This window comes from Cedecea sp. P7760, assembly GCF_013386425.1.
GTDB classification, from domain to species: domain Bacteria; phylum Pseudomonadota; class Gammaproteobacteria; order Enterobacterales; family Enterobacteriaceae; genus Cedecea; species Cedecea selenatireducens.
Map to the genome: position 1 here is coordinate 1 of NZ_JACARU010000114.1, position 669 is coordinate 669.

At 52.3% G+C, this 669-nt stretch carries 1 pseudogene; it reads left to right on the forward strand.

The window, feature by feature from the left end:
* Positions 1-612, forward strand: a pseudogene (locus HX778_RS24905) (invasin); the annotation flags it as partial.
* Between the last annotated feature and the right edge of the window lie 57 nt (positions 613-669).

Sequence of the window (669 nt, forward strand, 5' to 3'; positions counted from 1 at the left end):
GTGGAGTCTGCTCCGTTTGAAATCACGGCGGTCGTTCTGAAGGATGTCACCGTAAATAACTACACGTTTGCAAAAGACGCCGGATTCCCGACCACGGGATTCACAGGCGCAACCTTTACTCTGAATGTAACGGATGGTTCAGCTTCGTACTTTACCTGGACGTCTGATGCCAGCTGGGTAACAGTGACGGACGGGGTGGTGAAGTTCACCGGCCCGGGGACGGGAGACAAAGTGACCATCACGGGGACCCCATCCAACGGTTATGGAAAAATCATTAAGTACAGTTTCACCCTTGAGGGCTGGTTCATAAAGAACGATTCAGTGTCAATGGACTGGCTCGACGCGGGCAACTACTGCGCATCGCAGGGTTACCGTTTGCCAACCGTCGCACAGATGAGCCTGCACAGAAATTACAACGCAACCCAAAGGCGCGGCACGGGCGCGCTGTGGAACGAGTGGGGCAGTCTTTTCCACGGCTCTTACGTCCAGTCGTCGGAGCGGCGGATGGAAGCAGGCACCGACAAGCACTACGACGTCGGCCTGAAAAATGGCGACATCTACTTAAGCTTCGACACCGGAAGGTACTCTGTGGCGTGTCGTCGGGATCTTTAGCGTTTAGTTTTCAGACTTTAACGTTTAGTTTTTTATTTTTAATTATGTTTTTGATCC